This is a genomic window from Nonomuraea sp. NPDC052129 (assembly GCF_040680095.1).
Lineage (GTDB): Bacteria > Actinomycetota > Actinomycetes > Streptosporangiales > Streptosporangiaceae > Nonomuraea.
Genome location: NZ_JBFAVX010000012.1, coordinates 78,048 through 91,414, shown reverse-complemented (window position 1 = coordinate 91,414; position 13,367 = coordinate 78,048). Strand labels below are relative to the sequence as shown.

Genomic DNA, 13,367 nt, shown 5'->3' with positions numbered 1-13,367 from the left:
TTCCGGAAAGCCAACGGGCTGGTAGTGTTCGGCCCGTAAGCGCCGCACAAGCGGGCACCGGGTCACAAATCCGGTCCGTTCAGGGCATGAGGTTCGCAGGGATGACGACCTCAGGCGGCGCGGTCACCAGCTAGTTAGCGCCGGGGAAACCGGTGACTCCGTCCTGCCCACATCTCCTTCTGTGAGCGACATATGATCAACGCATCCCCAGCACCGGAGCCGATTTCCGAGGCGTTCGTCTCGGAGGATCCCTCCTGGTACAAGCGGGCGGTGTTCTACGAGGTTCTTGTCCGAGGGTTCAAGGACTCCAACGGCGACGGCACCGGAGACCTGCGTGGTCTCACGGAGAAGCTCGGCTATCTGGAATGGCTGGGCGTCGACTGCCTTTGGCTACTGCCCTTGTACGAGTCGCCGCTGCGCGATGGCGGGTATGACATTTCCGACTATATGAAGATCCTTCCGGACTTCGGGGACCTCGGGGATTTCGTCCATCTGATCGAGTCGGCGCACGAGCGCGGGCTGCGGATCATCACCGACCTGGTGATGAACCACACGAGCGACCGTCATCCCTGGTTCCAGGCGTCGCGGCACGACCCGGAAGGGCCGTACGGCGACTTCTACGTGTGGTCCGACGAGCCGACCGGTTTTCCCGACGCCCCGATCATCTTCATCGGCGCGGAGGAGTCCAACTGGACCTACGACCCCGTGCGCAAGCAGTACTACTGGCATCGCTTCTTCCACCACCAGCCGGACCTGAACTATGACAACCCGGCCGTGCAGGAGGCCATGCTGGAGGTGCTGCGGTTCTGGCTGGACCTCGGCATCGACGGCTTCCGGCTGGACGCGGTGCCCTACCTGTTCGAGCGCGAGGGCACGGCGTGCGCGGGGCTGCCCGAGACGCACGCGTACCTGAAGAAGGTCCGCGCCGAGGTCGACCGCCTCTACCCTGACCGGGTGCTGCTGGCCGAGGCGAACGGCTGGCCCGAGGACGTCGTCGAATACTTCGGCGACCCCACCGTGGGCGGCGACGAGTGCCACATGGCCTTCCACTTCCCGCTCATGCCGCGCATCTACATGGCGGTCAAGAAGGAGACGCGCGAGCCCATCTCGGAGATCATGTCGCGCACCCCCAAGCTGCCCGACACGGCCCAGTGGGGCATCTTCCTGCGCAACCACGACGAGCTCACGCTCGAGACGGTGACCGAGGAAGAGCGCGACTACATGCACAGCGAGTACGCCAAGGACCCGCGCATGCGGGCCTACCTGGGCATCCGCCGCCGGCTCGCGCCGCTGCTGGACAACGACAGGGACCGGATCGAGCTGTTCACGGCCCTGCTGCTGAGCCTGCCGGGCTCGCCGATCATGTACTACGGCGACGAGATCGGCATGGGCGACAACATCTGGCTGGAGGACCGCGACGCGGTGCGCACGCCGATGCAGTGGAGCCCCGACCGCAACGCCGGCTTCTCCTCCGCCGACCCGGGACGGCTCTACCTGCCCGCGGTCATGGACCCGATCTACGGCTTCCAGGCGGTCAATGTGGAGGCGCAGCAGCGCAGCGAGGGTTCGCTGCTCCACTTCACCCGCAAGATGCTGGAGATCCGCCGCAGTCACCCGGTGTTCGGCCTCGGCGCCTACACCGAAATGTGGTCCTCCAACAACAGCGTGCTCACCTACGTCCGCGAGTACGGCGACGACGTCATGCTGTGCGTGAACAACCTGTCGAAGTATCCCCAGCCGGTGGAGCTCGACCTGCGCCGCTTCACGGGCATGACGCCGGTGGAGGCGCGGGGCGGGGTGCACTTCCCGGTGATCGGCGAGCTGCCTTACCTGCTCACGCTGCCGAGCCACGGGTTCTACTGGTTCGCGCTGAAGAACTTCAAGGACGACGCCTCAGCGTGAGGTGACGGGCACCTGGGCGCGGGCCGCGCGGCGAGCCGGGATGAGCGCGACCGCGAGCGCCGCGCCCACGGCGACCAGCACGGCGACGATCAGCGTGAGGACCGAGGGCGGGCGGCCGATGCCCGCCCCGACTCCGCTGGTGTAGCCCTGGAGGTCGATCAGCCCGGTCACCACCGAGGCGCCGGCCGCCGTGCCGGCCACGATGCCCAGCACGACCAGCAGCCCGGTGCCCGTCACCAGGGTGGCCATCACCTGCCGCGGGGTCAGCCCCATCGCCTTGAGCACAGCCAGATCGAAGGCGTGGTCGCGCAGCCCCAGGGCGCTGGCCGTGAGCAGGTTGGCCAGGCCGATCAACGCCAGCACCGCGATCAGCGCCACGATCACCACCCGGATGACCGACAGCCGGTCGGCCGGGTTGACCACCCGCTGCACGTCGAGGCTCTCCCCCGAGGCCGCCAGCAGCCTGTCGCGCACCTCGCCCGGATCGGCGCCCTGGCGTAGCGCGAGGGCGTAGAACTCGGGCGGCACGGAGTCCTTGGCCGCCAGGCTGTCGAGCCCCACGGACAGCACCTCGCCGTCGAGGTCCGGCTCCACGGTGCGGCCGACGATCCGTACGATCAGCGGCGAGCCGCCGACGGTCAGCCGGATCCGGTCACCGATCCTGGCGCCGAGCAGGTTGAGCAGCCCCTGCCCCGCGACGGCCTCGCCGGGCTGGCCGTACATGCGGCCTTCGACGACCGGGAACGGGTAGGGGTCGGCCGAACTGCCGATGGCCCGGACCCTGACCGAGCGGGCCGCTCCGGGGGCCAGGGCGTTGACGTCGGTGCCCGGGTAGACGCTCTGGACGGCCCTGTCGGACTCGGCGATGCGCTGGGCGTCGGCCGCCTCCAGCTTGCCCGGCCGGACGTACAGGCTGGCGTGCTGGCCGACCTGCTCGGGGTGGCTGAGGAAGTTGTCGAGCGTGGCCCAGACGCCGAGCCCGATCGTGATCATCATCATCGGCACGGCCAGGCCGAACGCGGTCAGGAACGCCGGCAGCCGCCTGGTGAAGGCGTCGCGGGTGCCGAGAATGAGCGCGGGTGGCAGCCGTACGAGCAGGGCCAGCCTGGCCAGACGGGACAGGTGGCCGCGCGGCGGCGCCGCCGGGGCACCGGGGATGGGCGGCGTGCGCCCACCGCGCCAGGCGGGCACTCCGACCGCGGCGAGCACGGTCAGCGCGGTGCCACCGACGATGGCCAGCACGGGCACGGGCGCGACGGAGGTCGTGCCGAGCACCGCCACCGTCGCCGCCCATCCGGCGAGCGTGCCGACGCCGACGCCGAGCAGGCCGAGTGCGCCGTGCTCGACCAGGAGCAGCAGGGCGACCTGGCCCCTGGTGAAGCCCATCGACTTGAGCGTGGCCAGGTCGCGCAGTTGGCCGAGCACCCGCCCACCGGCCGCGTTGGCCAGCGCCAGAGCGGCGGCGACCAGCCCGACCACACCGAACAGCGCCAGCAGCGTGCCGAGCAGCCGGTTGTCGAGCTCCATCGCGGCGCGTACCTCGCGCCAGGTGTAGACGCGCTGCAGCTGGTCCTCCAGCATGACCACGACGCGCTGGGAGACGACCTGGGTGGCGTCGGGGTCGGCCAGGCGCAGGCCGGTCACCCACTCGCTGCGGCCGAGCATGGGCTCGATCCGGTCGAGCGTCGCCGGCAGCACCCAGGCCAGGCCGGGCGTCCATTCGGGGTAGAAGCCCTGCTCGGCGGAGTCGGCGATGCCGCGTACGTACAGGGTGTGGCGCTCGCCGCTCAGCGCGATGATGGAGAAGGCGTCGCCGAGCTTGAGCCGCAGCGCCCTGGCGAAGGAGCGCTCGACCACCACGCCGTCGGACTGGGCGGGGTCGAGCCAGCGGCCCTCGGCCACGACCGGGTGCGCCACCCGGGGCAGCGCGGCGGGCATCGCGCGCAGCGCCGCGGGCTCCTTCTTGCCGTCCTGGACCACGGTGACGGGCGCGGACCTGTAGGGCCCCGCGGTCTGGCTGACGCCGTCGATGCCGCCCAGCCCGACCTGGGGGCTGTCCTTGGTGTAGAACCACACGTGGGCGCCGTCAGTCTGGGCGAACAGGCTGCGCCACGGGTTGGTGCCGTCTTCCAGCAGGGTGACCGCGGTGATCAGCGCGGCCACGATCCCGGCCACGGCGAGCACGGTGAGCAGCGCCTGGCCCCGCCTGGCCCGCAGGTCGGCCCTGATCCACCGGCTGCCCGCCCTGGCCGTGCTCATTCTCTGAGGCTCATTTCGCTGAGGCTCATTTCTCTGAGGCTCATCGGAGGTCGATCACCTCGCCGGCCGTGCCCGTACGCCTGCGGGCGATCCGGCCGTCGTCGACGATCTCGCCGTCGAACAGCGACACCAGGCGGTCCGCGAGGGCGGCCACCCGGGCGTCGTGGGTGACCATGACGATGGTCTGGCCGTCCTTGTGCACGTCGCTGAGCAGCCGGAGCACGTCGCGGGTGTTGCGGCTGTCGAGGTTGCCGGTCGGCTCGTCGGCCAGCAGCACGCTCGGCTGGTTGGCCAGCGCGCGGGCCAGCGCGACCCGCTGCTGCTCACCGCCGGAGAGCTGGCCGGGCGCGGCGTCGGCGCGTTCGGTGAGGTTGAGGGCGCCCAGGAGGCTCTCGCGGCGTTCGCGGGCGTCTTTGGGCGAGGCTCCGGCCAGCAGCGCCGGCAGCTCCACGTTGTCGGCCACGGTCATGTTGGCGACCAGGTTGAAGAACTGGAAGACGAAGCCGACCTTCTTGCGCCGCAGCAGCGCCCAGGCACTTTCCGAGAGCGTGTCGACGCGCTTCTCGTCGAGCCAGATCTCACCGCTCGTACGAGCGTCCAGCCCGCCGAGCATGTGCACCAGCGTCGACTTGCCCGACCCCGACGGCCCCATGATCGCGACGAACTCGCCCGGCTCCACCCGCAGATCCACCCCGCGTACGGCCGGCACGGGCACCGCCCCATCGGAGTAGATCTTCACCAGGTTGACGGTCTTGATCACGCTCATGCCAGATCCTCCTGACACCGTGCCAGCCAGTCGAGGTCGGCCTGCAGGTGCAGCATGGCCCCCTCGATGAGCAGGACCGCCACGGTGTCGGCGGGCGCCGTGCGGGAGAGGAGGTCGTTGAGGTCGCTCATGAGCGAAAGATAGTGCCGGCGCTGCCGGTTGATGAGGGCCATCCGGTCGGCGATGCCGGTGAGCGGGGCCAGCACGAGCTTCATGAAGAACTCGTCGCGCACCCGAGGACCCTCGGTCGGCTCGTCCACCCAGGTGGTGAGCACGTCGCGGCCCTTGGCCGTCAGGTAGTAGACCTTCTTGTTCGGCCGGTTGGACTGCTCCACGTCGACGGCCCTGACCAGGCCGTCCTTCTCCAGCCTGCCGAGGGTCACATAGATCTGGCCGATGTTGGGAGAGGGATAGGCGCTGCCGAAGGTCTGCTCAAGGGCCTGTTTGAGCTCGTACCCGTGGGCAGGTTCCTTGGCCAGGAGCGCCAGCAGGTGCAACCGCAAGCCCCACCTCCCCCTTGTGTTACGGATGCGTTACGCGCTTCTCCGTTGACCGCCAGATTACATGTGTGCATAACATGAATGCATCTACCTAACACGAATGTAATCCTTCTGAACTGGGAGGTCATCGGGTGCATCGCTCGTTGCCGATCGTGCTGGCCGTCTCTCTGGCGGCCGGGTGCGCGGCGACGGGTGACGAGGTCGGCGGCGATACCGGCACGGGCGGCACCGGCCCGATCACCTTCGCCACCGGACGCGACACGACGGCGTACCTGCAACCCCTGCTGGATCGCTGGAACCAGGCCCACCCGGCCGAGAAGGTGACGCTCCTCGAACTCCCCGAGGCCGCCGACGAGCAGCGCGCGCAGATGGTGGCCAATCTCCAGGCCCGGAGCAACCGCTACGACGTGCTCGGGCTGGACGTGGTGTGGACCGCCGAGTTCGCGGAGAACGGCTGGATCATCCCCCTGGAGCGCGGGCTCTTCCCGCTCGACAGGCTCCTGCCGCCCGTCGTGGACACCGCGGTCTACAAGAACAAGCTGTGGGCGGTGCCGTACACGAGCAATGCCGGCCTGCTCTACTACCGAACCGACCTGATCAAGAAACCGCCGCGCACCTGGGCGGAGCTTCGCGAAAAAGCCCTAGAGGTCACGAAAAAGCGGGACATCGGGGGTTACGCCGGGCAGTTCCTCGCGTACGAGGGGCTGACCGTGAACTTCTCCGAGGCCGTGCAGTCGGCGGGCGGGCAGATACTCAGCCCCGACGGCACGGAGGTGACCCTCGACCCGGCCAAGGCCAGGATCGCGCTGGACTTCCTCATCCAGGGCCTGCGCGAGGGCTGGATCCCCAAGGAGTCGCTGTCGTACAAGGAGGAGGAGTCCCGCCTGGCCTTCCAGGAAGGGCGGCTGGCCTTCGCCCGCAACTGGCCCCACGCCTACGGCCCGGCGACGGCCAAGCTCGGCGGCAAGTTCGCGGTGACCAGGCTTCCCGGGCTCAACGGCCCGGGGTCGAGCACGCTCGGCGGGGTCAACCTGGCCATCAGCGCCTACTCCAAGCACCAGCACACCGCCCAGGAGTTCATCCGCTACTTCACGGGCCTGGAGAACGAGCGGCGGGTGCTCACCGACGGCTCGTTCCCGCCGGTGTGGACCGAGCTCTACGACGACCCGGCCCTGATCAAGCGCTTCCCCTACCTGCCCGTACTCAAGGAGAGCATCCTCGCCGCCAAGGCGCGGCCGGTCAGCGCGAACTACAACCAGCTCAGCCTGGTGATCGCCAGCTCGGTCGCCAAGGCGCTGAGCCCTCCCTACACCGAGTCCGCCGACGACGTCGCGGTCTCCATGAAGTCCGAACTGCAAGAGATCATCAGCACACAGTGAGGCAGCCATGCGAAAAGCCAGAGCAGCAGCGATCCTGGCCGGGCTCGCGGTAGCGGTCGCCGCCTGCGGAAACGCGCCGACGACCACCCAGCCCACAGCGTCGGGCTCGGCGCCGGCGAGCGACGGCGGGAGCAAGACACTCCAGGGCGTCAAGCTCGAGATCGCCGCCAAGTGGACCGGCGAGGAGCAGAAGAACTTCGAAAAGGTGCTCAAGGCTTTCTCCGACAAGACCGGCGCCACGGTCACCTATGCCTCCACCGGCGAGGACACCGGTGCCTACCTCGGCCCGCGCATCCAGGGCGGCAACCCGCCCGACGTGGCCGTCCTGCCGCAGCCGGGCCTGGTGCAGCAGTACGCCAAGCAGAACGCGCTGAAGCCGCTGACCCCCGAGGTCACCAAGGAGATCGACACCAACTACACGCCGTACTGGAAGGAGCTGGGCTCCGCCGACGGCAAGCCCTACGGTGTGCTGATCAAGGCCGCGCACAAGTCGCTGGTCTGGTACCGCGCGCCGGCGTTCGAGGACGCGGGCGTGCAGCCGCCGACGAACTGGGACGAGCTGATCAAGGCCGCCCAGACGATCGCCGACTCCGGCACGGCGCCGTTCTCCCTCTGCGGCGCCCACGGCTGGACGCTGACCGACCTGTTCGAGAACGTCTACCTGTCGAGCGCGGGCCCGGACAACTACGACAAGCTCTCCAAGCACGAGATCCCCTGGACCGACCCCAGCGTGGCCACCGCGCTGCAGAAGATCCAGCAGATCGTGGGCAAGAAGGAGTTCGTCCTCGACGGCAACTCCGGCGCGCTGCAGACCGACTTCCCGACCTGCGTGACCAAGGTGTTCGGCCAGAAGAAGGCGGCCATGGTCATCGAGGCCGACTTCGTCGCCACCCAGGCGACGCAGGACGGCGCCAAGGTCGGCGAGGACGCCAAGTTCTTCCCGTTCCCCAAGGTCGGTGACACGGCTCCGGTCGTGCTGGGCGGCGACGTGGCGGTCGCGATGAAGGACTCCCCCGGCGCCATGGCGCTGCTGCAGTTCCTCGCCTCCAAGGAGGGCGGCGAGATCTGGGCCAAGCTGCCCGGTTACCTGTCGCCCAACAAGAACGTCTCCCCTGACAACTACCCGGACCCGCTGACCAAGCAACTCGGGCAGACGATCATCTCGGCCGGTGACGCCGTCCGCTATGACATGTCCGACCTGGCGCCCAGCGCCTTCGGCGGCACCGACGGCAAGGGCGAGTGGAAGGTGCTCCAGGACTTCCTGCGCAACCCGAGTGACATCAAGGGCGCGCAGACCAAGCTCGAAGATGAGGCCAAGAAGGCCTGGAAGTAAGAGGTAAGGCCGTGACCGAAAAGGTGGACGGCCCGAAGGCCCCGCGCGAGGACGACACCTCGCGCGGGCCCGCCTCCGGACCGGCTGAAACCCCCCGCACGCAACGACGCCTCGGCCCTTCGCCGACGGTCGCGATCGCCTTCCTTCTCCCCGCGGCCCTGCTGCTGGGAATCTGGGTGGTCTACCCCATCGTCTATTCGATCTTCCGCAGCCTGTTCGACGCGGCCGGCAGCGGATTCGTGGGCCTGGGCAACTACGCCACGATCTTCACCGACGCGGGCATGCTCACCACGATCAGGAACAACCTGATCTGGGTGGTCGTCGCCCCGATCGTGGTGACGACGCTGGGCCTGATCTTCGCGGTGCTCACCGAGCGCATCAAGTGGGCGACCGCGTTCAAGCTGATCGTCTTCATGCCGATGGCGGTCTCGCTGATGGCCGCGGGCGTGATCTTCCGGATCGTGTACGACGAGGACCCGGGCAAGGGCGTCGCCAACGCCATCCTGACCACGGTGCACGACACGTTCTCCTCCTCCAAGGGCTACCCGGACGCGCGGCCCCGCGAGGGCGACCAGTCGGGCGTCGTGGCGGACAAGGGCGCGATCGTCACCAAGCAGCCCGTCCAGTCGGGCCAGCCGGTGCTGATCCCGATCGTCGGCATCAAGCCGAACATCATGCCGAGCGCCGCCCAGCCCGCCAAGGCCGCGCCGCCGGGCAACGCCCTGTCCGGAACGGTGTGGTTCGACTTCACTCCGGGCGGCGGCGGCAAGAACGGCACGCCCGACGCCACCGAGAAGGGCCTGCCCGGCATGACCGTGGAGGCGGTCAAGGACGGCCAGGTGGCCGGCACCGCGACGACGGCCGACGACGGCTCCTTTCGCTTCGACGGGCTGGCCGCGGGTTCCTATGTCGTACGGCTGCCGCAGTCGAACTTCGAGGCGGCCTACCACGGCCTGACCTGGCTCGGCCCGACGCTCATCACCCCCGCGATCATCGGCGCGTTCGTCTGGGTGTGGGCCGGGTTCGCCATGGTGCTGATCGCGGCCGGTCTGGCGGCCATCCCGCGTGACGCGCTGGAGGCGGCCCGCATCGACGGCGCCACGGAGTGGCAGGTGTTCCGCCGGATCACTGTACCGCTGCTGTCACCGGTGCTGCTCGTCGTCTTCGTGACGATGATCATCAATACGTTGAAGGTATTCGACCTGGTCTTCATCATCGCGCCGCCATCGGTCCAGCCGCAGTCGAACGTGGTCGCGCTGGAGATGTGGCGGGTCTCGTTCGGCGGTGGGAACAACCAGGGGCTGGGCAGTGCGCTCGCCATCTTCCTGCTCATCCTGGTCCTCCCCTTCATGATCATGAATATCCGCCGGTTCAGAAGGGAAGACACGTGACCACGGCAACCGCCCCGGCTCCTGCCGAGGTCCATACGGGCGCTCCCCGCCGGAGTGTGATCACGCGCATCGTCGACCGTCTCGGCGGTGGCGCCATCCAGGTCGTGATGGTGCTGCTGGGCCTGTTCTGGCTGGTCCCGACGCTCGGCCTGATGGTCGTCTCGCTGCGCACCCCGGCGGTCAACGGCGCCGAGGGCTGGTGGACCATCTTCACCAAGCCCGCCGAGCTGACCATCGAGAACTACAAGAACCTCCTGGCCAGCGGTTTCACCTCCTCCTTCTGGAACACCGTGTTCATCACGGTGCCGACCACGGTCCTGGTGATCGGGATCGCCGCGATGGCCGCCTACGCGTTCGCGTGGATGGACTTCCCGGGCCGTGACCTGTCGTTCCTGGTCGTGGTCGGGCTGCTCATCGTGCCGATTCAGATCGCGCTGATCCCGGTCGCCATCTTCTACGGCGGCGTCGGCATCTTCGGCACGATCCCCGGCGTGGTGCTGTTCCACGTGGCGTTCGGGCTGCCGTTCGCGATCTTCCTGCTCCGGAACTTCTTCGTCGGCATCCCGGCCTCCTTGCTGGAGGCGGCGCGGATGGACGGGGCGTCGGAGCTGAAGATCTTCGTACGGGTGGTGTTCCCGCTCGGCAAGCCGGCGATCGCCTCGCTCGGCATCTTCCAGTTCTTGTGGGTCTGGAACGACATGCTCATCGCGCTGGTCTTCGCCGACACGGACAACCAGCCGATGACCAAGCAGCTCCAGTCTCAGATGCGGCAGTTCGGGTCGAACGTCGACATCCTCTCGTCGGGCGCCTTCCTGTCGTTGATCATCCCGTTGGTCCTCTTCTTCGCGTTCCAGCGGTACTTCGTGCAGGGCATGATGGCCGGTTCTGTGAAGTAGCTCCACATGTGCCGGCCAGATGCGGGGGCATGGGCACCCGCCTGCCAAGGGGGGCAGGCGGGCGCCCGTAACGCTCTCTCTGACGGCCCCTAAAATTCACTCATGAAGCTCCTCGCGGCGGCGGTCGCCACCTTCATCGCTCTTGGCCCCGGCTCCGCCGGTGCGGGCGCCGGCGCCGAGGGCGCGGGTGATCCGTACTTCCCCAAGCAGGGCAACGGGGGCTACGACGCCACGCACTACGACCTCGCGCTGGGCTACGAGCCGGGATCCAACCAGCTGAGCGGCGTGGCGACGATCACCGCCCGGGCCACGCAGGAGCTGAGCCGCTTCGACCTGGATCTGGTCGACACCCTGACCGTGCGGTCCGTGGTGGTGAACGGCGCGGCGGCCTCCTTCCGGCGCAGCGGTCCTGAGCTCGTGGTCACCCCGCCCGGCAGGCTGGCCTCCGGGCGCCCCTTCTCCGTCGTGGTCCGGTACGACGGCAAGCCCACGTACGTCGTCGACCCGGACGGCTCACACGACGGCTGGATCCGTACGGATGACGGGGTGTTCAACGCCAACGAGCCGCAGGGGGCCATGACCTGGTATCCCGGCAATCACCACATGACCGACAAAGCCACGTACCGTTTCACGGTGACCGTGCCGAGCACGCGGGTCGCGGTGGCGAACGGCGACCTGGTGTCGAAGACGTCCCAAGGCGGTCGCACGACGTACGTGTGGGACGAGAGAGAGCCGATGGCCAGCTACCTCTCAACCGTCACCATCGGAAAATTCCAGCTTTCCGACACCAAGATCGGAAATTTCCGGGTAATCACCGCCGTGGACCCGCGGAACGCTGCGAAAGCCGGAGACTTCGCGAAGCGCCACAAGCCCATCCTTGACTACTTCGGCTCGCTCTTCGGTCCCTACCCGTTCTCCTCGACCGGCGGCATCATCGACCGCGCGTCGGACGTCGGCTACTCGCTGGAGACGCAGACCCGCCCGATCTACCCCCAGGTGCCGAGCGAGCCGCTGCTCTCCCACGAGCTCGCCCACCAGTGGTTCGGCGACGCCGTGACGCCGACACGCTGGAAGGACATCTGGCTCAACGAGGGCTTCGCCACCTACGCCGAATGGCTCTGGCAGGACAAGCTGGGCACCAAGAAGCTCCAGGACTCCTTCGACGAGGCGTACAGCCGTACCCCGGAGGACGAGTTCTGGCAGACGCCCCCCGCCGACCCGGGCGGCGCGGCCGGGCTCTTCAAGGACGCCGTCTACTCCCGCGGCGCGATGACGCTGCACGTCCTGCGCGGCGCGGTCAGTGACCGCGCGTTCTTCACCATCCTCAGGACCTGGGTCAACGACCACAAGTACGGCAACGCGGACACCGCCGCCTTCATCGCCCTGGCCCAGCGGGTCTCGGGCCGGGATCTCGGCACGCTCTTCGACCAGTGGCTGTTCCAGCGGGGCAAGCCCACGCTGTGATCATTCTGGTACGGCCGCCCACCGGATTCGGACCGCAAGCCGTACCAGACCTGGCTAAGCTCAACAGCCATGGCCAGTCGTCCCTTGAACGAAGTCGTCGAAGCCGGATGGGCCAGTGCGCTGGAGCCCGTCTCCGAGCGCATCTCCCATATGGGCGAGTTCCTCCGCAATGAGATCGCCGAAGGCCGGCAATACCTCCCCGCGGGCGCCAACGTACTGCGCGCCTTCAACCAGCCCTTCGACGAGGTCAAGGTGCTGATCGTGGGCCAGGACCCCTACCCCACGCCCGGTCACCCCATCGGGCTGTCGTTCTCCGTCGCCGCCGACGTGCGGCCGCTGCCCGGCAGCCTGCTCAACATCTACAAGGAGATGGAGACCGACCTCGGGCTGCCGCGGCCGTCCAACGGCGACCTGACCCCCTGGGCCGACCAGGGCGTACTCCTGCTCAACAGGGTGCTCACCGTGATGCCCGGCAAGCCCGCCTCCCACCGGGGCAAGGGCTGGGAAGAGGTCACCGAGCAGGCCATCCGCGCGCTGGTCGCCCGCGACAAGCCGATGGTCGCGATCCTGTGGGGCCGCGACGCGCGCAACCTGGCGCCGATGCTCGGCAGCGTGCCGCGCATCGAGTCCGCGCACCCGTCTCCGCTGTCGGCGCGCAACGGATTCTTCGGTTCCCGGCCCTTCAGCCGTGCCAACGAGCTTCTCGTTCAGCAAGGCGCCGGTCCTGTCGAGTGGAAGCTGCCCTAGCATCTTCGCCATGAGTGATAACGAGAAGTTCCTGCGCCTGACGGTCGAGCTGACCGTCGAGGTGCTCGACGTGGACGCGCTGCAGGCCGCGGCGCTGGCCGAAATCCGGCACCCCGACGCCGACCTCACCGAGGAAGAGCGGGCCGAGCAGGTGGAGCTCGTCAACTCCGACGACACCGGCGCGTCCGCCCTGCAGTGGCTGATCGAGCCGGACCACGTCCTGCAGCTCGTCGACCACATCGACGAGATCGAGCCGCGCGAGGCCGTCCTGGGCGTCGAGCCCTCCGACGGTCCCAGCGAGGAAGAGGAAGAGGACGACCACGAGCACGCCTGAGTCCAGTGCGGGCCACGAGGTCTGTTCGATCGAGCACCGATTGGCTTCGATCGGCATCGTGGCCCGCGCTGTGAGCTTTGAGAGGACATTGAGTTGATCGTCGCGTTCTCGATCACGCCGCTGGGCGTCGGCGAGGGGGTCGCCGAGCCGGTCGCGCGCGCCGTCAAGGTGGTGCGGGAGAGCGGGCTGCCCAACCGGACGGACTCCATGTTCACCACCATCGAGGGTGAGTGGGATGAGGTCATGGCGGTGGTCAAGCAGGCGGTGGACGCGGTGGCCGAGGTGGCGCCGCGGGTCAGCCTGGTGCTGAAGGCCGACCTCAGGGCCGGTGTCACTGACGGCATGACCAGCAAGATCGAGTCCCTCGAACGCCACCTGTCCTGACCGCTGGGGACG

General features: G+C 68.4%; 12 protein-coding genes. 9 read left to right on the top strand and 3 right to left on the bottom strand.

Annotated features, from left to right (window positions below; translation table 11 throughout):
• Positions 1-192: 192 nt before the first annotated feature.
• A complete protein-coding gene (treS, locus tag AB0L53_RS26150; RefSeq protein WP_363998747.1) occupies positions 193-1,902 on the top strand; it encodes a maltose alpha-D-glucosyltransferase in 1,710 nt (569 codons plus the stop codon).
• Here the strand turns inward: treS and AB0L53_RS26145 are convergent.
• Genes AB0L53_RS26145 through AB0L53_RS26135 form a run of 3 tightly spaced genes read right to left on the bottom strand, consistent with a single transcriptional unit; the run spans position 1,894 to position 5,430 of the window.
• Positions 1,894-4,161 carry an FtsX-like permease family protein gene (locus AB0L53_RS26145; RefSeq protein ID WP_363998744.1) on the bottom strand — a complete coding sequence of 756 codons (2,268 nt, stop codon included), beginning with the start codon at positions 4,159-4,161 and terminating at the stop codon, positions 1,894-1,896. The two genes, treS and AB0L53_RS26145, sit on opposite strands and share 9 nt — an antisense overlap.
• Before the next feature lie 40 nt (positions 4,162-4,201).
• A complete protein-coding gene (locus AB0L53_RS26140; protein WP_358537066.1) occupies positions 4,202-4,927 on the bottom strand; it encodes an ABC transporter ATP-binding protein in 726 nt (241 codons plus the stop codon).
• Positions 4,924-5,430: a PadR family transcriptional regulator gene (locus AB0L53_RS26135; RefSeq protein ID WP_358177959.1), complete on the bottom strand. Its 507-nt coding sequence runs from the start codon at positions 5,428-5,430 to the stop codon at positions 4,924-4,926. Before AB0L53_RS26135 ends, AB0L53_RS26140 begins: the two co-directional genes overlap by 4 nt.
• Positions 5,431-5,558: 128 nt before the next feature.
• Here AB0L53_RS26135 and AB0L53_RS26130 point away from each other — a divergent pair, with 128 nt between their 5' ends.
• From AB0L53_RS26130 to AB0L53_RS26095, 8 genes are all read left to right on the top strand, one after another.
• A complete protein-coding gene (locus AB0L53_RS26130) occupies positions 5,559-6,806 on the top strand; it encodes an ABC transporter substrate-binding protein (RefSeq protein ID WP_363998739.1) in 1,248 nt (415 codons plus the stop codon).
• A 7-nt stretch (positions 6,807-6,813) separates the two neighbouring features.
• Entirely contained in the window at positions 6,814-8,139 is a 1,326-nt protein-coding gene (locus tag AB0L53_RS26125; protein WP_363998736.1) for an ABC transporter substrate-binding protein, read from the top strand.
• 11 nt (positions 8,140-8,150) lie between these two features.
• Complete coding sequence (locus AB0L53_RS26120) at positions 8,151-9,530, top strand: ABC transporter permease subunit (RefSeq protein ID WP_363998733.1); 1,380 nt, start codon at positions 8,151-8,153, stop codon at positions 9,528-9,530.
• Positions 9,527-10,426: a carbohydrate ABC transporter permease gene (locus AB0L53_RS26115; RefSeq protein WP_363998730.1), complete on the top strand. Its 900-nt coding sequence runs from the start codon at positions 9,527-9,529 to the stop codon at positions 10,424-10,426. Before AB0L53_RS26120 ends, AB0L53_RS26115 begins: the two co-directional genes overlap by 4 nt.
• A gap of 102 nt (positions 10,427-10,528) precedes the next feature.
• Positions 10,529-11,890, top strand: coding sequence for a M1 family metallopeptidase (locus AB0L53_RS26110; RefSeq protein ID WP_363998727.1), 1,362 nt, complete (start codon positions 10,529-10,531; stop codon positions 11,888-11,890).
• Between the two features lie 69 nt (positions 11,891-11,959).
• Complete coding sequence (locus AB0L53_RS26105) at positions 11,960-12,637, top strand: uracil-DNA glycosylase (protein WP_225290308.1); 678 nt, start codon at positions 11,960-11,962, stop codon at positions 12,635-12,637.
• Between the two features lie 10 nt (positions 12,638-12,647).
• Positions 12,648-12,971 (top strand): hypothetical protein, encoded by a 324-nt coding sequence (locus AB0L53_RS26100; protein ID WP_357646772.1) that lies wholly within the window; start codon positions 12,648-12,650, stop codon positions 12,969-12,971.
• Positions 12,972-13,064: 93 nt separating this feature from the next.
• A complete protein-coding gene (locus AB0L53_RS26095) occupies positions 13,065-13,355 on the top strand; it encodes an MTH1187 family thiamine-binding protein (protein ID WP_357942525.1) in 291 nt (96 codons plus the stop codon).
• The last annotated feature ends 12 nt before the right edge of the window (positions 13,356-13,367 follow it).

Bases quoted from the DNA above. Each gene is read 5' to 3' on its own strand.
- treS (WP_363998747.1), top strand. From the start codon at position 193: ATGATCAACGCATCCCCAGCACCGGAGCCGATTTCCGAGGCGTTCGTC.
- AB0L53_RS26145 (WP_363998744.1), bottom strand. From the start codon at position 4,161: ATGAGCACGGCCAGGGCGGGCAGCCGGTGGATCAGGGCCGACCTGCGG.
- AB0L53_RS26140 (WP_358537066.1), bottom strand. From the start codon at position 4,927: ATGAGCGTGATCAAGACCGTCAACCTGGTGAAGATCTACTCCGATGGG.
- AB0L53_RS26125 (WP_363998736.1), top strand. From the start codon at position 6,814: ATGCGAAAAGCCAGAGCAGCAGCGATCCTGGCCGGGCTCGCGGTAGCG.
- AB0L53_RS26110 (WP_363998727.1), top strand. From the start codon at position 10,529: ATGAAGCTCCTCGCGGCGGCGGTCGCCACCTTCATCGCTCTTGGCCCC.
- AB0L53_RS26105 (WP_225290308.1), top strand. From the start codon at position 11,960: ATGGCCAGTCGTCCCTTGAACGAAGTCGTCGAAGCCGGATGGGCCAGT.
- AB0L53_RS26100 (WP_357646772.1), top strand. From the start codon at position 12,648: ATGAGTGATAACGAGAAGTTCCTGCGCCTGACGGTCGAGCTGACCGTC.